A 22,316-nucleotide genomic window follows, 5' to 3' on the forward strand; every position below is an offset into this window, starting at 1 on the left:
TCGGAAACTAATCATTATGGCTAAGCAAAACAAATTCTCTCTCATCCTTATTTTAGGTTCCTTAGCAGCGCTTGGACCATTCTCTATTGACATGTATTTGCCAGGCTTTGTGGATATTGCAAAAGACTTAAAAACAAACGAATCATCAGTAGCACTTTCGCTATCTGCATTTTTCATTGGAATCTCAGCTGGTCAATTACTATATGGCCCGCTTTTAGATAAATTTGGCCGGAAAAAACCATTATACTTTGGCTTGGCACTTTATATTTTTTCCTCCTTCCTATGTCTGTTAGTTACAGATGTAAATCAACTCATCGTTTTGCGTTTCGTTCAGGCAATTGGAAGTTGCGCCACTGCGGTAGCTTCTATCGCGATGGTCCGAGATTTGTTTACGGTAGAAGAAAGTCCTAAAGTTTTTGCCTCGCTAATGTTAGTCATTGCTGTTTCGCCAATGCTTGCACCTACAGCAGGTGGCTATCTTATCTCTGCACTTGGATGGCAATATGTATTTGTCTTTCTGGGGCTTATGGCCATATTAATCTTTCTTGCATCTATATTTAAGTTACCGGAAAGCTATAAGCCAGATCCAAATTATTCTCTTAAACCCAAACCAATTTTAAATAGCTTTTTTACGGTTTTAAAAGCGCCTCAATTTTCTACCTATGCCTTAATCAGTTCCATTACTTTTTCTGGATTATTCGCTTATGTTTCTTCATCCCCTACGGTTTTTATGAAAATTTATGAAGTAAGTAAAACTGGCTATGGATGGATTTTTGCATTGTTATCGGTTGCTTTTATTGGATCAAGCCAATTAAACAGTCTAATATTGAGATGGTTTAGTAGTAAAAAAATTGTAACATGGGCATTAGTGGCGCAATGCATATTCAGCATTATTTTCTTAATTTTTGCCTTAAATGATTGGCTTAATCTTTATTTAACATTGGGCTTTATTGCCTTGTTTTTATCCTGTTTAGGGTTCATTAATCCAAATGCGGCGGCACTGGCACTGGCTCCGTTTAGTAAAAATGCAGGAAGTGCCTCTGCACTAATGGGTGCACTCCAAATGGGATTGGGTGCCTTGGCATCGGTGATGGTGAGTTTATTTAGCGAACATTCCGTAATCCCTATGCCACTTGTAATGACCGTAGCTGCATTAATTGCCATGGCTTGCCTGTTAGTTGGCCAGAAGCTGATTAAAACAGAAGTTGAAGCATCGGCTGATACTGCAATAGTAGCACATTAACCCTAACTTCAGGATTGCAAAGCTGGATTTTTTCTATGTCATATTCGTTTCTAACGAATGATAAGGTCAATAAATACTTGATTTGAAAACATTGATAATAAGGTGTTTAATCGCATGATGTAAAGCGACTAGCTAAAAAGTAACTAATCTTCTAAGCTTTTTTTGCTATTTTCGCTTATAACATGTTAAATATACAATCAAAACTTCCTGGCATAAGTACCACTATTTTTTCAGTGATGTCTAAGCTTGCCGCGGAATACAATGCCATTAATTTATCGCAGGGTTTCCCTGATTATTCTGCTGACCCAAAATTGGTTGAATTGGTTAATAAAGCCATGAAAGATGGTTTTAATCAATATGCACCAATGCCTGGCAATCAACTTCTAAAGGAAACCATTGCCCAAAAAGTAAAAAATCTTTACAACGTAAAATACGATCCTGATACTGAAATTACGGTTACTGCTGGTGGAACTCAAGCTATTTTTACCGCGTTGGCAGCCATAATTAATTCAGGAGATGAAGTGATCATTTTTGAACCTGCTTACGATTGTTATGCGCCAACCATCAGATTATTTGGTGGAATAGTTAAAACATACGAACTCGCACCACCAGAATACGAAATTGATTGGGATATGGTAAAAAAACTTTTTACCTCCAGTACACGGATGATTATTTTGAACTCTCCGCAAAACCCAACTGGCAGTATTTTATCAAAAGAGGACATGAAATCGCTGATCAAATTGATTAGCGGTACCGATATTTTGATTTTGAGCGATGAAGTTTATGAACACCTGATCTATGATGATCAAAAGCACAACAGTGTGATGCTTTTCCCTGATTTAAGAGAGAGAAGTTTTATTATCGCATCTTTCGGGAAGCTTTTGCATGCTACCGGATGGAAGCTGGGGTATTGCCTGGCACCAGAACTATTGACCAAGGAATTTAGAAAAGTACATCAATTTAATGTATTTAGTGTAAATAGCCCTATGCAACAGGCTATTGCACAGTATATTCAGGAACCTTCGAATTATAATGACATTGGGAGTTTTTTTCAGCAAAAGCGCGATTATTTTAGAAGCCTGTTGAAGGAAAGCCGTTTTAAATTACTTCCTTGCCATGGCTCATATTTTCAATGTGTAAGTTATAATGACATCAGTGATGAAAAAGACACCGATTTTAGCGAGCGGCTGATCAGGGAGTTTGGTGTCGCCAGTATTCCGGTATCCGCTTTTTATCAAAAAGGAACGGATCATAAAATTATTCGTTTCTGTTTCGCTAAAGAAAACACCACATTGGCTTTAGCGGCAGAAAAACTAACAAATGTTTAATATTGCAAACCAAATAATATGGAAGCACCTATTTACACTCAAATAGAAAACCTGAAAGTAACCATCTTTCAGGCTTATTTATTTTGGGAAAATATAGAAAAAAATCTGGTAAACCTTGCCCTCCGCTTATCTATGGGCGTTAGGGAGAAAACAGATTTAATTATCTTGCCTGAAATGTTTAACAGTGGTTTCAGTATGAATGCTGAAGCCCTGGCTGAAGAAATGGGTGGGCCTACAATGCAATGGATGCAGAAAATGGCTGGTTTATACAATTGCATTGTAACAGGAAGCCTGATTGTTAAGGAAAACGGCCAATATTACAACCGCCTGGTGTGGATGAATAAGGATGGCCAACATCAACATTATGATAAACGCCATTTATTTGGCATGGGAGACGAAGATGATAATTTCAGTGCTGGTGAAAGCAAACTGATTGTAGAGTTAAAGGGCTGGAAAATTCGTCTTGCTGTTTGTTATGATTTACGCTTTCCCGTTTGGTTGCGTAATGTAAATGAGGAGTATGATATTTTGCTAATCGTTGCCAGCTGGCCAGATCGCCGAACTGCACACTGGAAAGCACTCATTCCAGCACGTGCGATTGAAAACCAGAGCTATGTGATTGGTGTAAATCGTGTAGGACACGATGGCAATCAGGTTTATCATGGTGGCCATTCTATGGTTATCGATCCCTATGGCAGCACCGTTTACTATAAGCCTGAAGATGAAGACATGTACACCGTAACAATAAATTATGAAGAGCTGGTCAAAATCAGACGCCAGTTTCCTTTCTTAAAAGATGCAGATCAATTTACTATCCTCTAAACCTAAATATAACTAAGCTTAAATGTTTAACCGACGAAAATTTATAAAAGCCTCTGCCCTTTCTGCAGGCTTATTGGCTCTTGATAAAACCAGCATGGCTGATGTCATTCCTGCTAAATTACAACCTGCTAAAAATTTACCGATTGTTATATCCACTTGGGATTTTGGGATTGCAGCAAACGCAGATGCCTGGAAAGTGCTTTCAAAGGGCGGACGTTCTTTAGATGCTGTAGAGCAAGGAGTTTGGGTACCGGAGGCGGATGAAAAAAATCAAACAGTTGGTTACGGTGGCCTGCCAGACAGAGATGGTAAAGTAACACTTGATGCCTGCATAATGGATGAATTGGGAAATTGTGGTGCTGTATTAGCACTGGAGCATATCAAACATCCAATTTCTGTTGCCCGTAAAGTAATGGAAAAAACGCCTCACGTAATGTTAGCCGGAGATGGTGCCTTACAATTTGCGCTGGAACAAGGCTTTAAAAAGGAAAATTTACTGACGCCATCCAGCGAAAAGGCATGGAAAGATTGGTTAAAAACAGCCAAATATGATCCGGTAATGAACATCGAAAATAAGCTTTATGATAAAGCTGCACCTCAAAAGCTGCCTGGAAATCAATATAACCATGATACTATCGGGATGCTCGCGATCGATGAGAGGGGGAATATTTCTGGTGCATGTACCACCAGCGGAATGGCCTATAAACTCCATGGTAGAATTGGTGATAGTCCGATTATTGGTGCTGGTTTGTATGTAGATAATGAAGTAGGTGGTGCCACCTCAACTGGTGTAGGCGAAGAAGTAATTCGTAACGTCGGATCGTTTTTGGTAGTCGAACTGATGAGGCAGGGCTATGCCCCGGAGGCAGCCTGCAAAGAAGCTGTAATGCGGATAATTAAAAAGAAGCCGGAAACGGCAAAAAATATTCAGGTAGGTTTCCTCGCCATAAATAAAAAAGGCGAGTATGGTGCTTACGCCATTCAACAAGGCTTTAGTTTTGCGGTTTGCAATGCAGAAAAGCAAGATTTGTTAATTAAAGGAAAAAGCTATTATTAGTGCATGGGTTTACTATCTAAAATTTTCGGCAAAAAGAACGTAGCAGAACGCAAGGGCGAACCGACAATGATTTATGTGCCAGATGAAGACGAAAGAATGAATTGGGCTATTGAAAAAGCCAATCTAACGCTTTGGTATTTTGAAGAAAGCTTAATCCAGCCGAAGCCCGGTCAGTCGTATTTCTCTATCAAGGTTCGCATTATAGATGGCGAAATTGGAGAGCATATCTGGCTTACCGAACCCAGTTTTGATGAATATGGAAATCTCTTCGGCATTGTAGGTAACGTACCTGTTGATGTAAAAACAGTTAAGGTTGATCAAAAAATCGGGGTAGATAGAAATTATATCTCCGACTGGATGATTATCGAACAAGGTAGATTAATAGGTGGTTACACCATAAGAGCGATCAGAGATGGTATTCCTGATGCAGATAAGGCTCAGTTTGATGAGAGTATTGGAATTTATATTGATGAAGGAGTAGATCACTTTAAAGTAGACCTTGAAACGCCTGAAGGTGCAATCTTATCATTGGAAAAAGCCTATAGTAACGAAAACCTGGATGCAGCGCTAAGTTGTAAAGATTTTCATGAAGAAGCAAAAGTCATGCTGATGGCAATGAAAATGGATTTCGACGAAGAAATTATTTCAAGTACAGCTGAGGTGCTTGAACTCTCTTTCATCAATAACCTCACAGAACACGGCTTTCCAACATTTGCCGATTTGCAAAATGCATTTTCGGTGCGGGAGAAAATTGATGAAACCCATTATGTCATTACCGAAGTGTGCTGGTTTCCAGACGGCGGTATTTCCATTCAGAAATTAAACACTTATAAATCCGCTTCAGGATGGAAAGTTCTTGGTCCGGTTAATGAAGAAGAATAACGAATATGTCGGGTATTTTAGAAGTATGTGCTAACTCCTATGCATCTGCATTGGCTGCACAAAATGGTGGAGCCAAGAGAGTAGAATTTTGCGATAATTTAGCAGAAGGTGGCACTACACCGAGCTACGGTCAGATCGCTTTAGCTAAAAGAAATTTAACTATAGAAATTTGGCCGATCATTCGTCCGCGAGGAGGCGATTTTTTATATTCTGATATGGAATTCAACTTAATGATTGAAGACATAAAGGCTTGTGGATCATTACAGTGTGAAGGAATCGTAATTGGAATCCTTAATGCTGATGGTAGCATTGATATAGAACGATGTAAAACATTAATCGAACTGGCTAAGCCTATGCCAGTGGCTTTCCACAGAGCCTTTGATATGAGCAATGATATGGAAAAGGCCCTCGAAGATTTAATTGAACTGGGTATTGTTCGGGTACTATCTTCCGGTGGGGCAACTTCCGCTTTCTCGGGAATGGAGCAGTTAGCCAAATTGGTTAAACAGGCGGATGGAAGAATAACCATTATGCCTGGCGCTGGTATAAATGCCGGAAATATTAAAGAACTCTATGCGCAAACAGGTGCTACCGAATTTCATGCTTCAGCAAAGGTATTTGTTCAAAGTAAAATGATTTATAAAAATACCACCGCAAAAATGGGAAGTATTGAAGATGAATATCAATACGAATTAACAGCTGAAGACAAGGTCAAAGAACTTGTTTATGCTCTCGAAAAACTTTAATGCCGAAGATTCTCCAACCTTATAAATTCCTAATCTTTATAGCAATAGCACTATTGTTAATTTCTTTCTTAATTCCTGACGAAACCATAAACTTTACGTTCAATTTTAATACCGTCATCATATCTGTGAGCAAGTACTTGCAATATTCATCGGTTTTTATCTTATTCTTTGCAGCCTGCTATAAATTTCTTGAAAAAATATACTATTTCAAAACCCTAATATGGCTGCATATTGCGCTTTCAATCATACTCCTAACTATAACCTATTGGTTTTCTCATCAGTTCAACAACAATTTAGCATTGGTTGAAATATCAAACGAAGGTACAATTAAGCACTTTGAAAGCTACAACAGAACCAGTCATCTCCTGATTTTAGCTTTCATCATCATCCAAAGCTTACCAGTTATTAATTTGCTGGTGGGCTTGTTGAAGCAGCGCAAGATAGTAGTATAATACAAATCTATTACCCTTTTACAATAGCATCTCCACTTCCCGACACGTAGTGTAATCCGGGAGTAAGATAATGTAATAAGATTACCCTGGAATACCGGTAATTTATTGGAGAACACAGCAGCACCCCAAAAAGAATAATGCCCACGTAATACCATAGATTTTCATAAACCAATGGTAGGCCTAATACATAAGAAGCTACGCCAATAGTAATTATTTCTGCAACATTCATGGCGTAACTTACGAACATGGCAACATAGAAGAATCCAGGTTCCCGCTCAAATTTCAAATTACAATGCGGACAATAAACATTTGTTTTTTGTAATTTGTAAGAATATGCACTTCCGGTAAATATTTCCCCCTTACGGCATCGGGGACATTTGCATTGGATAAAAGCTTGAAAACTTGATAAATCTGCCATATTTGTAATGTTTAATAAAGCAAAGCTATCACTAAAACCACCAAGCATTTATGATCTGCATCATGTTCCAATTGTATTATCCTAACTGATGAGCATTATTACATTGAACGTACAATTTTCCCTTTAATCATTTTGATGAGTCCTTTAGCATTAAGCAGCTTCACTCCTCTTATTACCGTCTCCACTCTTAAACCCGTCATGTCAGCGAGATCCTGTCGTGTGAATTTTAATGAATCTCCTACCTCAATATCGTTTAATAAATAATTAATCAAAGTAAGCAGTCGGTGATCGGCTTTTTCGTTAGCCAACTCCTCAAGCATCATGGATTTATAGAACAACCGATTGCTAAGGGTTTTAATAAGCGCCATACTAAAATCAGGTTCCTCTTCTATTAAAGCGAAGAAACCAGCGCTACTCACCTGGATAATTTCAGAATCCTTATTTACAATTGTATACGCCAGGTAAGGCCGGCCAATCAATAATGCAGGCTCACCAAAGTACTGCCCGGCTTTAAACACCCCCTGAATAAATTCCTTTCCGCCATCGCTAATGGTAACCATGCGTACTTCGCCAGTTTTAATAAAATACACATTTTTGGGCTGCATGCCCGGCTCATATATAATAGCGTCTTTCTTAAATTTCTTTATCGTGAACCCTTTTTCAATAAGCCTTGTAATTTCCATCAGGTTAATAATTTCGTTTCAAAGACCTAAGCAATAGTTTCTTTTAACAAGCTAGTATAAAACGATTTCAGGGAAATGCCCATTGCAGCAACTTGTTGAGGAATAAAACTCGTAGCGGTTTGTCCGGGGATAGTATTTATTTCTATGAAATAAAAGTTACCAGTTTCATGTTCCAGAAAATAATCAATACGCACAATTCCTCTGCAATTCAACTTTTTATAAATATCCTTAACAATCCGATGCACCCTTTCATACTCCTCTTCACTCATATTTCCAGGTGTAATTTCTTCTGTGGCACCAGGTGTATATTTTGCTTCGAAATCAAAAAATTCATTGGCAGGAATCACTTCGGTGGTTGGAAGAACAGTTACCTCGCCGTTTGCTTTAAACACTCCGATAGAAAATTCCCTTCCGCTTACAAATTCCTCAATCAAAACCTGACTATCTTCTTTAAAAGCTTTGTCAAGCGCAATTTCGAGGTCAGCAGCTTGTTTCACTTTGCTCATACCGATACTGCTACCGCCGCTATTAGGCTTGATAAAATACGGTAATTTCAATTCTTCCTTAATCTGATCAATCTGATGGTTTCCACCTTTAAATATCTGAATTGATTTGGCGGTGAATAACTGATCAATTCCATTTACAATTGCTTTTGTATAGCCTTTATTCATGGTGATGGAGGAAGTCAGCGCATCGCAGGCGGTATAAGGAATCTGTAACATATCAAAATATCCCTGTAACTTTCCGTCCTCGCCCGGCGAACCATGGATGGCAATAAACACGCCATCAAATTTAATCTTTTTTCCTTCCAGCGTTAAAGAAAAATCATTTCTATCAATTTCGATTTTCACAGAATCTGCAGGTTCATAAAACCAGCTATGATCATTGAGCATAATTTTATAAACATCGTATAAATCGGCATCAATATTTTGCGCAATAGTAGCGGCACTTTTTACCGAAACAACCCATTCACCTGTGGTGCCGCCTGTTAGCAGGGCAATCGTTTTCTTCATGTGGAAAATCCTTAATTATAAATTGAAATTGATTGTAAATATATCCTCAAAAATATAAATATCTTTGTGCAAAGTTTAATTATTGAAGAATAGAATTGTTAATGAGCAAAGTATTTAATGGTGTGATTATTGTTAACGAAATGCCGTAAATAATTCATTAATACATTAATGATTACATTTGAGTTGTACGCATAACCCCAGAATTTAACATTCATGTCTAAATTTATAGATTATTTAAAAACGAAATCCTTTAGGAACAACATTTTAGCCGCAGTTTTAACTGTTGTAGGTCTTCTTCTGATTGCTTTTTTTAGCCTGCGGTATTACACTAAACATGGGCAGGGATTAAATGTACCATTGGTAAAAGGCCTGGCTTTTGAGCAGGCGGTGCAGAAACTGGAAGATGCAGGCTTGAAATACGAGGTCGATTCTGTCTTTATTATGGATCAGCCAGCTGGAATTGTGATCGACCAGGATCCTGATCCAAACACTTTTGTAAAAGATAACCGCACAATCTACCTGACTATTAATGCAGGTAAAATTCCAAATACAAAATTCCCTGATATTGCTTTTAAAACGCTACGTGAGGCGCAAGCCATTATTGAAAGCTCGAGGTTAAAACTTGGTGATACTACCTACAAACCCGACGTAAGTAGAGATGTAGTGTTAGAAGCTTCTTTTGGTGGACAGCCGATTCAACCAGGAGATGTTATCCCTGTAGGATCAAGAATCAATTTTGTGTTGGGAGATGGCCGCGGGAACCAGGAAGTTGACGTTCCTCAACTAGTCGGCTTAACCGTAGATGAGGCTAAATTCAGCCTTAAAGGTTCCAATCTGAGCTTGGGAAATATCATCTATGATGGTGCCATTACTGACAGTGCAAATGCCGTAATTACGCAACAAGATCCTATGCCTGTAGATTCACTGACGAAAGTAGCCATCGGAACAAAAATTAATATTACGTTATCTAATAAACAACAATAATACGCCCATTTTAAAATGAATGAGATAGAAAAAAAGAAGTTAAGTACCGGAAAGAAAATAGCAATTACCATTTTTGTTATAATTGTATTAATCGGTGCGTATTTTGCGCTTAATTTTTATAAAGTGTATTTCTCTCCAAATGTTACAGAGAATCAGAAATATATTTATGTTAAAACTGGAATCACCTACGATAATTTTCTCGAAGACCTAAAGAAAAGAGATATCCTGAAAAGTGTACCCTCCTTTGCTACCGCGGCGGGAAAAATGAATCTTCCTACAAATTTAAAGCCTGGTCGTTACCGCCTGAAAAAAGGAATGACCAACCGGACTTTAATCAATTTAATCAAGTCTGGAAATCAAGAACCTGTTAAACTTAAGTTTCAAAATATCCGTAAAAAGGAGAATTTTGCCGCTTATCTGGCGAGTAATTTAGAGGCCGATTCGCTCAGCTTTATCAGCGTATTGGATTCTACTGATTTAATTACTAAGTATGGTTTTAACCGGGATAATATCTATGCCATGTTCATACCGAACACTTATGAAATGTACTGGAATGTATCTCCTGTAGACTTTTTTGAAAGAATGCATAAGGAGTATGAAAAATTCTGGAATGCCGAGCGCAAGCAGAAAGCAGCAAGTCTAAACCTTACACCTGCCCAGGTTTATACTCTTGCTTCAATCGTAGATGCCGAAGCACTATATGATAAAGAAATGCCTATAATCGCTGGCTTATATTTAAATCGCTTAAATAAAGGTATTCTGCTCCAGGCTGATCCGACGGTGATATTTGCCAATAATGATTTTACCGTAAAAAGAGTTACTGGCAAGTTATTACAGGTTCAGTCGTTATACAACACCTACAAATATGCGGGTTTACCTCCTGGGCCCATCATGATGCCGAGTATTAACGCCATTGATGCGATATTAAACAAAGAGGATAACAACTACATTTATATGTGCGCCAAAGAAGATTTTTCTGGCTATCATAACTTTGCAGAAACAAAAGCACAGCATGAAATTAATGCTAAAAAATATCGCGAGGCGCTAAACAAGAAAAATATATTTAGATAATGTTTATACACGAAACGAAAGTGAAAGTTCGCTATGCGGAAACAGATCAGATGGGAATTGTTCATCATGCCAATTATGCGCTGTATTACGAAATTGCACGGACAGAATGCTTCGAGGCTTCATCGGGTATAACTTATGAATCGATGGAAGCTGACGGTGTGATGTTACCTTTACTGGAATTACAGTCTAAATACTTAAAGCCAGCTTTCTATAATCAGGTTTTAACGGTGAAATGTTCGGTTAAAGAGTTACCGACCGTTCGTTTAAATGTAGATTACGAAATTTATAACGATCAAGAACAGCTGATTAATATTGGCAGAACAACATTGGTATTTGTAGATAAATCGACCAGAAAACCTTGTCAGCCGCCAGAAATTTTTATGGAAGGCATTAGAAAATATTTTAAAGCATAATTAATGGAATGGTTACATAGGCAATTACTTCATCTTAGACTCTACTCAAGCTTTATTGAGTGGACCAAGAGTTGTGTCTTGCCTGGTTTCAGTCCGCTACCTTTATACACGGTTGCAACATTTTTCTTTCGGGAGATTGGTAAAGACACGCTGGTTAATAAATCTTCCTCTCTGGCTTATAGCTTTATGCTAGCCATTTTTCCAGGTATTATCTTTTTATTTACGCTGATTCCCTTCATTCCAATCCATGGTTTCCAGGATCAATTGCTAAGTCTAATTGAACTGGTTTTGCCGCACAATGCTTACGATGCTTTTGAATCTACACTGAACGACATTGTAAAAAATCAAAATACAGGCTTATTATCTTTTGGTTTTTTATCAGCAATATTTTTTGCCACCAACGGGGTGAAGAATTTAATGAAGGCCTTTAATAAATCTTCATTGATTATCGAAACCAGGGGATGGATCAAACAGCGCTTGATTGCGCTGGCTCTAACTGTCTTTATCTGCTTATCTATTATTGCCTGCATTACGGCCATGGCTTTGGGAGAGGTGTTATTGAAATACATTAAAGAAGAACTTCACTTAAAGGCTAGTTTAGCCGTTTATGCGATTCAATTTACCAGATGGGCGTTATTGGCTGCCTTGTATTTCTTTACCATCTCCATTTTATACCGATATGGCCCGTCTCACGCCAAGAAATGGAAACTATTTAGCGCAGGTTCATGGTTGGCCACTATTCTGGCTTTTTTGACCATTTGGGGTTTCTCTTTTTATATCAACCATTTTGCTTCTTACAACAAAGTTTATGGTTCCATCGGAACTTTAATTGTCGTTATGATCTGGCTGTATTTAAATTCATTCATTTTATTGATCGGTTTTGAACTAAATGCCAGTGTTGATGTGAGTAAAAGAAGTGTGAAAATCATTCGCCCCAACTATAATCTCTTTAAAAAAAGTGATCCAATAGACGAAAACATTCATAGAAAATAATTTTTTCTTCCTCTGTGTTAAGCAATTATCAACTTAATATAAAAAAAACGTCAACGTAGTTTGCAGATTTAGCCGGAGTTTGTACTTTTGCACCGGAGAGTTGGCAGAGTGGTCGATTGCGGCAGTCTTGAAAACTGTTGACTTGTTAAAGGGTCCGCGGGTTCGAATCCCCCACTCTCCGCATAAGGAGAATGATTTCTCAAACTCATAGGGTTGCTCGATTTCGAGCAACCCTATTTGCTTTAATGACAGTGTGTTACATTTTAAATCTTGATTAATCGAAGGTGTTCTAAACATCCCATTTTTATATGTGATACCTTCTTTGAACATCTCTCTAATCATTGCATGTTTCTGCCCAAGCGGTGCATCGATATATACCTGATGCAGGTTCAACATATACGGCAGAACCAATAAATCCTGTTGGATATTGTCTGCCAGGTTATCTAAATTTTCAATTTCATCGTTCAACTTACCCTGTTCCCCTTTGAATTTTTGCATGTTCCTCTTGTAAGTATCATCATTGATCACATCAGAAAAAAGCTTCTGATCAACATTTGCTATCATCACTTCTATCCCCTGCAATTGCTGCCTTAGCTCTTTTAGTCTATTTTCATTCGATTTAAGAATCTCTTTTACTTTTCCCGAGACCAACTGGACAACTTCATTTACAAATTCACTGGTAAAGCTTAAATGGCGCAACAACTCCTCAAATTTTTCGTGTAACTCTATCCCAGATATGTTTATATTTGAATGATCCAAACAACGGTAATACATATACTTTTTGAGTTTACCTGTACTCCATCCAGCAGTTAAATTTCTGCCACAACACGGACTTTTAATGATACCTTTTAAAGGAAACTCTTCTTTCGGCTTGGATTTCATTTCTCTTTTATTGCCTTTTAACTTATCCTGAACCCGATAGTAAAGGGATTCAGGTATGATTGCCTCGTGTTGACCCTTCACCAGTTTTTCGGCAAGTTTGCCATATGCACAAACCCTTACCAATCCGCAATACAAAGGATTGGTAAGCGCCCGAAATATTGCACTGGCCGAGTTATGCGGAAAACCAAGCTTTTTCACCTCCTTATGAATGATAAAATGAGGAACACCGTTCAGGTAATCCCTGTAGATTTTTTCAATGATAAAAACTTGCGATTCGTTTACCTGCAAAATCATTTTTCCATCGGTGTGCTTACCGTTGATATAGCCATACGGAGCTTTGTTGAGATATCTGCCTGATTCCTGTGCGTGTCTTGCGCTAACTTTTGCCCGTTTCCGTATAGTCATCAATTCCTGGTTAGCGATCAGGTACTTGAAAGCACGGAGCAAAAATACAGAGGGATCGCTTGTGTCAATGTCCAATGGCTCACTCACCGCTATTACCTTCAGATCGTGCTTTTTCTCTAAAAATTCGATCTTTTGAAGTGCTTCCGCCAAGTTACACCTTTTTATAAAGATCGATTGTTGAAATTACATACAATATTAATTCAAGTTTGTTTTTGAAGCCAGTGCAGGATGCCCTTCTTATTCATATAGTCAGCTAACTGTCCTAACCATGTATATGTAAATTCTTTTTTATTAATTAGTTCTTCCGGTGAGATTGAACAAACATCCTTCAATGTCTTGAAGCCCATCGATTCAGATAACATGCCAAAATTCAGTTCCGAATCCAAGCTCCTGAAAACTAGACAAAAATTCTCTTATCAACATTCATAATGTAATCCATTAATTATATCCTTAAAGATAAAAAAAAATGTAAAGCGCAATCAATTAGTACGATAGCTCATATAACATTTTAAGTGAGTATAGATTAATCAGGGAACATATTCGTACAATTCTCTCATCTACAATAAATTCAAATCCTTCGTTTTTTGAGACCATCTAAATAATTCCAACTTTTCAATTAAATTATCGAAGTATTCAATGTCTATTTATTGTTTAAAAGGTTTTGGGTTGGATAAACCATAAGGAGCTGCTTCATTAAATTCATCATGTTGTGTGTATTGCAAATGTTGAACGATAACCTTCAAAGATATTCTTATTTTTAGATGTGCTATAGTGGTGTCATAAATGGTTAATAAGCGCGAAATGATTCTTTTTTTTATGCTGAGGTATAGATCTTTATTTAAAAATCAAACTATGAACCAACTCTTTCAATTTATCCAAAAATTCGATGCTCCTTTAGAGGCGTACATTTCAATCGATGAGGATGGAAAATCTTTTCTTACGCTTAGATACCACGACAAAAAACCAGAAATCAATGTTCTTTTTGATAATACTATAAGTGAATTTGCGCCTAAGCTTCAGCATGTTTTAAACGGGCAAGTTTGTCACCTCGAAATTGAACCTTGCCCTGACAACGAGAATTTCGAAATTACCATAATGATTTCGGGTAGCGAAGAAGATCGTTTCACCATTTATGAAGTTCAGTTAAGTTCTCTCGCCTTGATGGAATTATCCAAATACGATAAGGCAACAATAGCTTTAAATTTTCGAACTGAGAACAGCTATAAAATCGAAGGCATTGAATTCAACTTCAATTTTACCGATTCACAGGAAAGCATCGGAGGATTTGAGAACATTGATCCAAGTGCAGCTTTGGCGCTTGCTTCACAGTTAAACCCAGGCATTTTAGACAAGGGAAAACGGTTGGATATCAAAAAATAGAGCAAGTTAAATGTGTTCACAAAAGACAGCCAGTAAGGAAGTCGGTTTTTTTAGTTTAGTCGAGTTGCTTTTTCATATCTTAAAGATTTAGGCTTGTTACTTAGGTGCCCTAGTTAGCCATCAAAGTTTCTTTTATTTTGAATAAAGCCTTTTTATCAATAAATGTTCGAATCAGGGAATATGAAATATACTAACATACATATATAGTCCGCATGGGCGCTTAGCAGGAATGTCTTGCGGTTAAGGCGAAGGAGGTGATGTGGAACAGATTAATTTTGATTAAGATTTATTTGTCACTTACATTGCTGATACTTCTTAAGAATAGCTTTCACATTTGCATTCCGATTAGTATATTTAGCTCATAATCTAAATTTTCTCATGAAACCGTTAATATTCGATTTTATTACCCAGCGCACTGAACATGGAGAAGCTACTCCGTATGTTTACGATACTAACCAGTCTTTAAATGTCATAGATCATAATGGAACTAAAATCCCATTTATTGATATGGAAACTTCAAATGTGATGTCTGTGACTCATACAAAAGTAAGTGGCGAGCGCGATGATCAACAAGTAAATCCCATCGAGCTGTCAACGCAGACAAGAGTTGCAGGTGAGCTTACTGATCAACATGATCTTCTGTTAATTTTAAAGACTAAAACATTCACAGTGGCCGAAAAAGATGACAAATAAAGTCTTACTGCTTACCAATAAAGACGACATTACCACTGATTTTATTGTTAAAAAACTAAGAGAAAAACGCATTGACTTCTACCGGATTAACACCGAAGAAATTGGTGTATCGCTTCAGATCGTTTTAAATATTGGTTTAGGTAACTATTCGTTATTTGAGGTGAATTCAGGTTTGGAGATTAATCTACTGAGCTTTGATGCGGTCTATTTCAGGCGTCCTGAAGTCATGGTAAATACCGAGAAACTAACTCCAGGCGAAGCTAATTTCGTCCGTGGTGAATTCGCATATTTGCTGGAAGGACTTTACAAGATTCTCGCTGAGAAAAGATGGCTTAATACGGTAGATGCGATCCGAATCGCGGAAAATAAGGTTCACCAGCTATTGACCGCTAAAAAGATTGGTTTTAGCATACCAGAAAGTTTGATCACAAATCGACCTGATGCAGCTAGATGTTTTTCTGATGAAAAGGGCGAACTTATTATTAAGCCATTGAAGTCTGGTTTGGTAGAGGCTGGTGTAGAGGAAGGTGTGATTTTTACCAGTAAGATTCGGATTGATGATAGCAACGCACATCGCATCAATGCGTTACCTGTTTTTTTACAATCTCATATCAAAAAAAAGGCAGACGTCCGAGTGACTGTTGTGGGAAAGAGAGTCTTTGCGGCATTAATTCATTCTCAAGTATCTGAAGAGGCAATAGTTGACTGGCGACGATCAGAAAAACCCTTAGCGTATGAGCAGATAGAATTACCAGAGGAAATTTCGAATAAGTGCATTCAGATTGCTGTAGAATTAGGTTTGAATTTCGGTGCAATTGACCTTATCCAGTGTTTGGATGATTCTTTTCTTTTTCTCGAAATTAACCCAAATGGCCAATGGGCCTGGATTGAAAAACAATTAAATTATCCAATATCCGATGAAATTGTATCCTGTCTGGCTTAGCAGCTCTTTACATCATGTCAGGGAATTTTTCTGGCCATTAATTGATATACCGGTTGAAGAAGATGAGCCAAATACCAATGAAGAAGCCGAGCCGGAGTTTTTGATTACTGACATAAATTTAAAGCAGGCTTTTGCAGTCAATCAGAAAATATCAGAAAGCGAGGATTCCCGACGTGCCAGTATCGAATCAAAAGCAACCTCATTGATCAGTGCAATTGGTATATCTTCTTCGGTTGTGGTTGCTGCAAGCACATTGACGATGAACTCAAATGAAAATTTATTAGCAATAAGGGTCGTTATTTGCATTTCGTTCGTTTTGATTATCTATACCATCAGAACGGTTTGGTTTGCGATTAGTGCCCTCGAGCGCAGAGGTTATCACGTCACTACGTATTCCGATATAAATTTAGGCGGTGATGAGAATGAATATCAGCGGGCATTGATTAAGAAGATGGCAGAACATACCATTAAAAACCAGGACATAATAAACCTTAAAGTCAATAGTCTGGTACTTGCTCAGGAATATTATAAAAGGGCGATCATTGTGATATTTCTATATGCTTTATTTGTCCTGATATATTGTTTGTTTATCAAGGCAGAGAAACAGGAAGAAGCCAATAATCCTAAATACCATTACGCTGGCTGTAGATTCTCGACTGATACGAAACTTATCCCGGAATCAACCGAGTCAAATTTCACTGACCTATCAATTAAAAATAAGCTTTAACTGATCAAATAAAAAAGTGAGCAATACAAAATCTGAAACAGAATCAACCGGGGTTCGTTTGGTTGAACAATATGTTAGAGAGCATTGGAAATGTAGATTTCAGGAGTTTAGTGCCGCAAATGATGATGGTCTTGATGGAATGATTTTTCTTGCTAAAAATGGCGAAGTGACAGGTGAAGTAATTTATGTTCAGATTAAAACAGGTCATTCTTACCTCCGTGAAGTGGCTAAACGTCCGAGCAAAATCCACATCAGCCTGTCAAAAAAGTACATAGATGACCGAAAAAAACGTTGGGAGAAATATCCTGGTGCGGTGATTTTGATCTGGGTTGATAGTTCCACCAATAAAAATATGCCTAAAGCCTGGTGGACAGACTTGAATTCGGAGAGTTCTTATGCACCTGAAGCAGGTTCCTACGTGCTGATTGACAAGAAAAATCGTTTTGGATCGCACACTAAAGGGGAACTGAAAAAACTCTGCTTGCATCAAATGGATCGACAAACCGAACCGATCAAAACAGCTCCATCAGATTTCCAATACCTAAACAGTAAATTATCAGCAAAGATTTGTGCCCAGCAAAAATTCCGTACTCTGGCGGCTGCCGGAGTACAGGAGAGAACGCACGGTGGGCTTGGTGAGATCATTATCAGCAGGGTCTTCTGGAATCACATTAACAGGTACCGCCGCAATAAGATACGAATCAACCAATCCTATCAATTACTTGGCTGCATTTTACCTATAATAAGTAACACTAGTCATTATCAAAATGTTGGCTCGAGGGAATCATTCACTATTGGTAATGAGCAAACAACTATGAATTATGCAGCCGTGCGAGCGAAAGTCACATTCGACCATCGTTATCAGGCAATGGCTACCATGATCTTCAAACGAAAAAAAATCATTGATACCGCTAATGGCAATGTCATTATGTCAAAGGTCTGGTTATATACGATATATGAAAACAGACGTGGTATTTCGATGAAATAAAAAATGGCTGCAAAAACTTAACAAACATTACGCTACTTCCTTTGCAGGACGCGAGTTGGGTCTACCTGGGTCGTTGCAGCCTTGATCATTACAAATATAGCAGATAAACTGATAAAGCAAATCTTTTACAGATCAAATGATTTAGCCAGGTTTGTTATCAGGCAAACCTTTTATGCTGCTGTCCTGCTTTCTCCTTTTTATCATTTAAAAACCTTTTCGCTCCTAGGGCGTCAGTTGATTTTATACATCTCAGTTTTGGTTCAGGCAAAGATTCTTTGTTGGTGCCTTTGACCCGCGGGAGGCGTGTAGCAAAAAGTATTTTTGTAGACAGAACATCTTTCAAAACTTAAGTTTTGGGCCTTGGAGCTGACCATGGTCAACCTGAAGAACTTTGTGAAAAAAACCACAAACATAAGCAGGTACGCTGTGGATTCAGTCGACCGAGCAGGAGAAAAAGGAACATGGGGCCGAGCAGGCGGAAATTATTGCAAGGATTTGTGCGAATATGCTTTGTGGTATGGTCAGGGTATAGTTCTAAGTAATTGTCTGAGACTTTTGGAAATCCTACATGACCGACAGTCTTTAAGTGTTAAAAGTTTGGATACTTTGGTCTAGAGGTCGGTGCAGATGGATTGTTCGTTACCGGCATTCGAAATTGCCATCCTTTTTTCCGGTAAGTTTGTGGGCTGGTGGCAGATAGTCCAAGGGTGAAGGTCCCTCGCAGAAGCTGTTTCAAGTGGAGTTGCGGAATTACCACTTAATAAGAAATATAATTTTTGATTTTAAGGCCATTAGAACATCTCCAATTCGGTTTCTCTAGGCGAAACAACCTATTGAGTACGTTCCTGTTTTTCTGGAATTTAAAATCGTTTAAAATGAGCCGAGTGGCCACTTTCAAGCGAAATCGAGTGAACAATATAGGCCGAAAAATATGGCCAAGATGGATGAAAACCAGTGGTCACTTTTAGCGCCCCCCCCACATAAACAATGAATTTTGCAAATTTCTTTATGTTTATACCTCGCTGAGGTCAGAATGAGGCACCCTTCTTAAAGAATTTCGTCACGCTATATTCGACAAATATGTGCAAATAAAATGGGAGATTGTATTTGATTTTGGAAATGCATGCTGCCTCATTGCACTGTTTAATTAAATCAATGAGAAGACATCCACGTACAATTTATTTAGATGCTCAATAGAAAGGTCCATCAATGGCTCATACATAAAAGAATTTACATGGATATTTTCCGCGGTCATTAGATTAACAGAATCCATAATAATTAAGTCAGCAGACGCATTTGGGTTTTCTATCCGAAATTGCTTAAGGATTTTACCAGTCATTTTTTTATGAATGTTATTGAGGAATTGTGCATTTGCTATTTTACTAAGCATATATTCCTCGGCCTTTATCCTAATCGCAAGAGAAAGCACTAACTTTAGTTTGAGATCAGTGAAATTAAAATTCTCCAAATCACCGATTATTGCGGCAGCTTTTTCATAGATCAAATCAAGCACCTTTTTATCCCGATCGGTGCATGGAGGAATGAGCCCAAAAATAGAACTGAACAAGTCGTGAATTTCGCCTTTTGTCAAATCAGCAGTTGAGGCTACTGCAGGATTTGTTCTGGCTGGTTTCATGTGCAATAATGAGGTCAGAGTCAAATAAGATAGGTGATCATCTCCTGCTGTAAATTCAACTAAATTTCTCACAAAAGGAATACACGCAATAAATGACAAATCGCATTCAGAATATTTTAGGCGCAATTGCGGAAAAACATCACGTTTTTCGCCAACTGTAAGCTTCGTCTCTCCTGCCCCTTTCAGCGCCATCCAGTTCCCCTGATAATTAATTTTGTCACCAAGCCTGCTTTTAAAAGTACGGTAAAAGTCAAAGTTATGGGTTAATACAATCATGAAAAAATTGTCTTCTTCAGAAATATCCTTGAGATACTGAATGATCGCATATTTGTTTCTGTAATCGAAGGAATCTGCAATATCATCCACAATAACCAATTGTTTGTTTCCGGTTTTCCTTTTAACCTCAAATTGAAAAATAATATCCAAAATGTAAAAGACACGCTGTTCGCCAGTACTCAGGCTTACCTGAAGTTCTGGCCCCCCCATATCTACATGATCAAAAGCGTCAGAGTATCGAAAAACCAAAGAAGCTGGCTTGTCATAGAGGATGACTTCATGTTGATTGCCAATCATGATTTCGAATGGAACGGAAAACCGTTCCTTAAAAACCCGAATCACATTTTTCCATTCTTCATGTTCTGAACTTGCTTCATCGATGATTTTTTTCCTCTCAACCTCGGTGTCTGTGTTGATTTTTAAAAGGTGATCGAAGTCTACCTTGTGAAGCACAAAGTAATTCAGGATCAGCTTTTTCCTGAAACCATCCAAATCAGCCAGTTCGGCCAAAATCTCTTGGTTGTCTTCCACATAGGCACGAAATTTTCGAAGTTCCAAATTGCCATTTAGTGCCTTGTCTATTTCATCGAACTTTCCTTTAAGTTCAGGATCTTTAAGAACTTTTTCACGCTCAGACTCAATGAGCGCTTCAAGATCAGCGATGTTGTCAATCTCCTGGTCTTTAATTTTAATCTTATGTTTCGCAGCAAAAAACTTATTCTCTTTCAGGGATTTACTAACTATATCTGCATTGTAATGATTGAACGTACCCTTCATAAACAGGCTGTCGTTTTTATTGACAAGAGAATCATATATGCTTATATATTCCACAATCTTGGTGTTAAAGCTTTTGCTACTAAGAAACTTTAAAACCTTTTCATTGAAAACTTCATTATATATAATGTTTTCATGGTGGGGTTTATCCTGTTCCCTCACGTCATTCTTTAGTTCTTCCAGTACTACGAAAAAGTCTTTTCGAAATAGCATATTAATCTCAGTTTCGATGAGATTATCCTTAATACCAAAATTGGGCTGAATAAGCTTGATGAACGCTGCCTTTGCATCTGTAGTTTTTTCCACCAATTCGTTATACTTCTCGCGGAGAGCTTTGTTGACAAGAATGGTGGTTGCTTCTTTAAAACTTGCTTCCTTCATTCTTTGAATAACAAAAATGTCTTCAGGATTCAACTCTGCACCATCCACTGTAATTTCTCTTTTATTCGGCCGATTTTTAAAAATTCTATCTTGACTCTGTTTTGCCAAGACGATATCCTCAAAAGTTTGAGTTAAAGATGACTTCATCACACCGTTTGGTGCGTAGATCAACTGCGCCTTGGATTCTGAAAATTTAAATTCATGAACCAGTTTGTTGATACCGTAACAATTTTCGAGGTCGATTTTGAGCGTTTCCATAAGATTTTAGTTAAAAGTTAAAGCTAACAACATTTCTATACCTTTTCTGGTTATTTTCAATTGAATAGCTGATTTTTTTTGTGTCAAGATAAATGCTTATTGTTTTCTACTAAAAAAATATCGAAAGCCTTAATGAAGACACCTTTATTTTTGCTGTTGAAAGACAAGCGCAACTGTTTTTAGTATGGGAAAGTACCGTAGATGGCCGGGCCAGGTACTATTGGTGAATGATTTTATTACCAAGTCGAAATTCTTACTGGATAATGAGACCTATCTTCTTTCCATAAAGGACTCAAATTCTCTCTCAAAAATGGTTTTGTACTACACCAGTCTGCACTTACTGGTGACCAGGTAATTAAATTACATTATCCCGTATTGAATTATTTTGACCGCTTACAGGTCAATATTTACAATGGGAAGCAAACAATCATCTTGTTTCAGTCTGCAGACGACGGTCAGGGGACATGTGGGCCAAATTCAATTCGTTAATTACGAAGTGCACCCATTTACTTGATTTACCAAATGACTACAAAGGAAGGCTCGATATCAAAGACTACAACATTCCAGAACAATCCAAAGCAAGAAAATGGATTTTCGATCAATTAGAAGTGGTACTTGATTTCGCAGAAACTACCAATGGCAAATAAGTAATTATCCTTCAAATTATTTTCCAATAAATGCGGAGAAAGAAATTTTCAACTCCGCATTTATTTAAAACCAGCTTAGCTGATCTAATTACAAATGGAATAATAAATAACCATTCTACCAGTTGTTCGGCATCTGGCGTGATAGGAAACTCTAACCTTTTGGTACCGATAAACCAAATCATGCAGTATTTTACAGAGGGTAGCGATCTCCAATCCAGTGA

At 37.8% G+C, this 22,316-nt stretch carries 20 protein-coding genes, 1 tRNA gene and 1 pseudogene; 17 read left to right on the top strand and 5 right to left on the bottom strand.

Annotated elements, in window-relative coordinates:
* Positions 1-16: 16 nt before the first annotated feature.
* The 6 genes from SOM16_RS08005 (at position 17) to SOM16_RS08030 (ending at position 6,078) form a co-directional block, all read left to right on the top strand.
* Complete coding sequence (locus tag SOM16_RS08005; protein WP_320463473.1) at positions 17-1,243, top strand: multidrug effflux MFS transporter; 1,227 nt, start codon at positions 17-19, stop codon at positions 1,241-1,243.
* 182 nt (positions 1,244-1,425) lie between these two features.
* Positions 1,426-2,571, top strand: a complete 1,146-nt coding sequence (locus tag SOM16_RS08010; protein WP_320463474.1) for a methionine aminotransferase — start codon at positions 1,426-1,428, stop codon at positions 2,569-2,571.
* A gap of 18 nt (positions 2,572-2,589) precedes the next feature.
* Positions 2,590-3,393 (top strand): nitrilase family protein, encoded by an 804-nt coding sequence (locus SOM16_RS08015; protein WP_320463475.1) that lies wholly within the window; start codon positions 2,590-2,592, stop codon positions 3,391-3,393.
* A gap of 22 nt (positions 3,394-3,415) precedes the next feature.
* Positions 3,416-4,450, top strand: a complete 1,035-nt coding sequence (locus SOM16_RS08020) for a N(4)-(beta-N-acetylglucosaminyl)-L-asparaginase (RefSeq protein ID WP_320463476.1) — start codon at positions 3,416-3,418, stop codon at positions 4,448-4,450.
* 3 nt (positions 4,451-4,453) lie between these two features.
* The gene (locus SOM16_RS08025) at positions 4,454-5,332 is read left to right on the top strand and encodes a YegJ family protein (protein WP_320463477.1); all 879 of its coding nucleotides are present in this window, start codon (positions 4,454-4,456) and stop codon (positions 5,330-5,332) included.
* A gap of 5 nt (positions 5,333-5,337) precedes the next feature.
* Positions 5,338-6,078, top strand: coding sequence for a copper homeostasis protein CutC (locus tag SOM16_RS08030; protein WP_320463478.1), 741 nt, complete (start codon positions 5,338-5,340; stop codon positions 6,076-6,078).
* Positions 6,079-6,540: 462 nt separating this feature from the next.
* On the opposite strand, the gene SOM16_RS08035 is transcribed toward SOM16_RS08030, so the two are convergent.
* The 3 genes from SOM16_RS08035 to SOM16_RS08045 form a co-directional block, all read right to left on the bottom strand.
* On the bottom strand, positions 6,541-6,948 hold the full coding sequence (locus SOM16_RS08035) for a DUF983 domain-containing protein (protein ID WP_320463479.1): 408 nt from the start codon (positions 6,946-6,948) through the stop codon (positions 6,541-6,543).
* A 98-nt stretch (positions 6,949-7,046) separates the two neighbouring features.
* On the bottom strand, positions 7,047-7,631 hold the full coding sequence (locus SOM16_RS08040; protein WP_320463480.1) for a Crp/Fnr family transcriptional regulator: 585 nt from the start codon (positions 7,629-7,631) through the stop codon (positions 7,047-7,049).
* Between the two features lie 26 nt (positions 7,632-7,657).
* The gene (locus SOM16_RS08045) at positions 7,658-8,644 is read right to left on the bottom strand and encodes a D-alanine--D-alanine ligase (protein ID WP_320463481.1); all 987 of its coding nucleotides are present in this window, start codon (positions 8,642-8,644) and stop codon (positions 7,658-7,660) included.
* A 213-nt stretch (positions 8,645-8,857) separates the two neighbouring features.
* Between SOM16_RS08045 and SOM16_RS08050 the strand changes: the two genes are divergently transcribed.
* The 5 genes from SOM16_RS08050 (at position 8,858) to SOM16_RS08070 (ending at position 12,286) form a co-directional block, all read left to right on the top strand.
* A complete protein-coding gene (locus SOM16_RS08050; protein WP_320463482.1) occupies positions 8,858-9,628 on the top strand; it encodes a PASTA domain-containing protein in 771 nt (256 codons plus the stop codon).
* Positions 9,629-9,643: 15 nt separating this feature from the next.
* A complete protein-coding gene (gene mltG / locus SOM16_RS08055) occupies positions 9,644-10,699 on the top strand; it encodes an endolytic transglycosylase MltG (RefSeq protein ID WP_320463483.1) in 1,056 nt (351 codons plus the stop codon).
* Positions 10,699-11,112, top strand: a complete 414-nt coding sequence (locus SOM16_RS08060; protein WP_320463484.1) for a thioesterase family protein — start codon at positions 10,699-10,701, stop codon at positions 11,110-11,112. Before mltG ends, SOM16_RS08060 begins: the two co-directional genes overlap by 1 nt.
* A 3-nt stretch (positions 11,113-11,115) precedes the next feature.
* Positions 11,116-12,105, top strand: coding sequence for a YihY/virulence factor BrkB family protein (locus SOM16_RS08065; protein ID WP_320463485.1), 990 nt, complete (start codon positions 11,116-11,118; stop codon positions 12,103-12,105).
* Positions 12,106-12,199: 94 nt separating this feature from the next.
* A tRNA-Ser gene (locus tag SOM16_RS08070) sits at positions 12,200-12,286 on the top strand.
* Positions 12,287-13,008: 722 nt separating this feature from the next.
* Here SOM16_RS08070 and SOM16_RS23225 read toward each other — a convergent pair.
* Positions 13,009-13,392 (bottom strand): annotated as a pseudogene (locus SOM16_RS23225) (recombinase family protein); the annotation flags it as partial.
* 852 nt (positions 13,393-14,244) lie between these two features.
* Between SOM16_RS23225 and SOM16_RS08075 the strand changes: the two are divergent.
* The 5 genes from SOM16_RS08075 (at position 14,245) to SOM16_RS08095 (ending at position 18,123) form a co-directional block, all read left to right on the top strand.
* A complete protein-coding gene (locus tag SOM16_RS08075; protein WP_320463486.1) occupies positions 14,245-14,772 on the top strand; it encodes a hypothetical protein in 528 nt (175 codons plus the stop codon).
* Positions 14,773-15,150: 378 nt separating this feature from the next.
* Positions 15,151-15,465 (top strand): hypothetical protein, encoded by a 315-nt coding sequence (locus SOM16_RS08080; RefSeq protein ID WP_320463487.1) that lies wholly within the window; start codon positions 15,151-15,153, stop codon positions 15,463-15,465.
* Positions 15,455-16,408 carry an MvdC/MvdD family ATP grasp protein gene (locus SOM16_RS08085; RefSeq protein WP_320463488.1) on the top strand — a complete coding sequence of 318 codons (954 nt, stop codon included), beginning with the start codon at positions 15,455-15,457 and terminating at the stop codon, positions 16,406-16,408. Before SOM16_RS08080 ends, SOM16_RS08085 begins: the two co-directional genes overlap by 11 nt.
* The gene (locus tag SOM16_RS08090; protein ID WP_320463489.1) at positions 16,383-17,135 is read left to right on the top strand and encodes a hypothetical protein; all 753 of its coding nucleotides are present in this window, start codon (positions 16,383-16,385) and stop codon (positions 17,133-17,135) included. Before SOM16_RS08085 ends, SOM16_RS08090 begins: the two co-directional genes overlap by 26 nt.
* A 16-nt stretch (positions 17,136-17,151) precedes the next feature.
* Positions 17,152-18,123 carry a DUF4365 domain-containing protein gene (locus SOM16_RS08095; RefSeq protein ID WP_320463490.1) on the top strand — a complete coding sequence of 324 codons (972 nt, stop codon included), beginning with the start codon at positions 17,152-17,154 and terminating at the stop codon, positions 18,121-18,123.
* A gap of 1,147 nt (positions 18,124-19,270) precedes the next feature.
* On the opposite strand, the gene SOM16_RS08100 is transcribed toward SOM16_RS08095, so the two are convergent.
* The gene (locus SOM16_RS08100) at positions 19,271-21,448 is read right to left on the bottom strand and encodes a hypothetical protein (RefSeq protein WP_320463491.1); all 2,178 of its coding nucleotides are present in this window, start codon (positions 21,446-21,448) and stop codon (positions 19,271-19,273) included.
* 464 nt (positions 21,449-21,912) lie between these two features.
* Here SOM16_RS08100 and SOM16_RS08105 point away from each other — a divergent pair, with 464 nt between their 5' ends.
* A complete protein-coding gene (locus SOM16_RS08105; RefSeq protein WP_320463492.1) occupies positions 21,913-22,095 on the top strand; it encodes a hypothetical protein in 183 nt (60 codons plus the stop codon).
* Positions 22,096-22,316 lie beyond the last annotated feature (221 nt).

Source organism: Pedobacter sp. CFBP9032 (assembly GCF_034045265.1).
Classification (GTDB): Bacteria; Bacteroidota; Bacteroidia; order Sphingobacteriales; family Sphingobacteriaceae; genus Pedobacter.